This is a genomic window from Enterobacter cloacae (genome assembly GCF_011078175.1).
In the GTDB taxonomy this organism is placed as follows: Bacteria; Pseudomonadota; Gammaproteobacteria; order Enterobacterales; family Enterobacteriaceae; genus Enterobacter; species Enterobacter cloacae_Q.
Genome location: NZ_JAALCJ010000024.1, coordinates 1 through 2,176, shown reverse-complemented (window position 1 = coordinate 2,176; position 2,176 = coordinate 1). Strand labels below are relative to the sequence as shown.

At 48.4% G+C, this 2,176-nt stretch carries 1 protein-coding gene; it reads left to right on the top strand.

Annotation, left to right across the window (positions count from 1 at the left end; genetic code table 11):
* The first annotated feature begins 1,591 nt into the window (after positions 1-1,591).
* Positions 1,592-1,915, top strand: a complete 324-nt coding sequence (gene yecR, locus G6Q29_RS21500) for a YecR family lipoprotein (RefSeq protein WP_016245705.1) — start codon at positions 1,592-1,594, stop codon at positions 1,913-1,915.
* Positions 1,916-2,176 lie beyond the last annotated feature (261 nt).

The window sequence follows — 2,176 nt, the reverse complement described above, 5'->3', positions numbered from 1 at the left end:
GCGCGGAAATTCACACCATTCAGCCAGGGGAAGTCCTGTTTCCGGCGTTCTTCCCATCCGAAAACGGTGAACGGGGACGCAATTTATTGCGTGGCCGTGAAGCGTTGCCGGCGCAGCCGGAAAACCCGCTGTCAGCACGTTCAGGAAGGGGGTGATGTACAAATGGCACAGAGGATGAAAGTGACGTATGAGCTGAAGGAATGATGTAAAAGTGATGTATAAATGATGTAAAAGTGATGCAAAAGTGTTGTAAAAGTGATGTATGAACTGAAGGAGCGATGTAATTCTGTAGTCAGGAAGAATAACCCGTTCATGCAGGCATGAACGATACAGTGAGGAACGCTTTTTTTTGTCACGATCTCCCCTTAACCTGCGTAAATCACCCGCCATGGTTGATTATTTTTCAACCTCAAAATGGTCATACACCTAACGCAGCCGCGATTTTCATCGCAACTGCATGAATTAAAAGAAAAAAAAGTAATGTTTCGTTTTCACGAGTAATACCCAGGTATTAAAAACCCACTGTAATTACATGAAAATAAAGAAATAAAAGGTAATACCGGCGTATTACCACGTACGCGGGCAAGCGAAAAAGCTATAACGCTTCCCGGCCGGCAGGCGGCCCAGAATCCACAGGGGCATGCAGGATCTCTTCAGTAACCTTCGCCATTAAATCAAAAAGGTCATATTCGCCGGGAAGCTGCGTATCAGTCGAACCCCGTTGTTCATCATATTCAGATGGCATGGGGTGATATCCAGTAGCAGAGAGGTTGTTAGCGGGTTTCGGGGCGCAGCCCTGAACCAGTCACGTAGCGCTAGCGGAGTGTATACTGGCTTAATATGGTAAAGCGAAGTGGGAATTCAGGGAAGTGCTTCATGTGGCAGGGGAAAAATGTAGCTGCGGGGCGTAAGTGCAACATGCAGGTAAGGATGAAATGTCGCCTCCTCGCTCACTCGGTCGCTGCGCTCCTGCCGTGAGACTGCGGCGGGCGTTACATAAGTTCTGAAGGGATGTTTTTGATTCTCGGGCGCTAAATGTACAAAAGCCCCGTGACAGAATCACAGGGCTTCGGTACTCTAATTCTTCGCAGATGCCTGCCAGGAATAGACGTCAGAAATCAAATCCTAGCAGGGCTGGCTAGCCTTGTCACTACCAGCTTAATACCATTCAACGACATTAAATCCACATCTGCACCTAAGACGCTCAGGTCTACGCCCCGGACTCCGGCAGGATAAACAGGCAATTGGTGGAAACGTAACTTAACCGCGAAAGAGTTAGGCTCTACCCCGTCTCGCAGTACGATAACTTGCACCTGATAAAATGAGCGAAAAAGGCAGCAGTACGCGGTGATGTGAGAGACGTCGGACACAACACCCACACAATCAAGCCAGTTGCGCGGCAAGAAAAACAAAACAAGAGCTAGACGAAGGTCGCTCCGCTCCCCGTATTTTTATATACCCACCACGGGGGCATTAGGCTTTCTTTGATTTTTTTATGGGATACCTCAAATAATCAGAGGATTACAGAGGGTGTTGCCTTGTGTAAACTCCCCGTTAAGATAATTCCGAACAATCATCCGGGAAATAAAAAATGAAAAAACTAGTAGCGATCGGTTTAGGCGTTTTAATTCTTTCAGGCTGCGCAACGCAAAAACAAATGACCCCGATGGGGGGGAGTAAAGCTGATGGTACAGTGAAAATGGGTTACACCTTTGGGATGTTTGAAAAACCCGTTGTTGATCTGAACTCAGCTAAAGATCTGGCTGGACAAAAATGTAAAACATGGGGATACACTGGGGCTGAGGCATTTGGCGGCCAAACATCCACCTGCGCACAGGTCGGGGCTTATGGTTGTGAGATGACCAACGTTTCAATCGAGTACCAATGCACCGGTGGGAAAGCTTCAGAAAACTAAGTTCAACATTTACCATAACATCCCTTGCGTGCACCGCCTGAGAGGCTCTGAGGGCGTTTCTGACGGGAAACCGGTAAAACAGGCAACAAACCACCCGAAAACCCGCCAGAAACGCGCAGGCTCTGTTTTTACGGCATGCATGAGTATGCGCGCAAGTGCATAGCGCGGAAATTCACACCATTCAGCCAGGGGAAGTCCTGTTTCCGGCGTTCTTCCCATCCGAAAACGGTGAACGGGGACGCAATTTATTGCGTGGCCGTG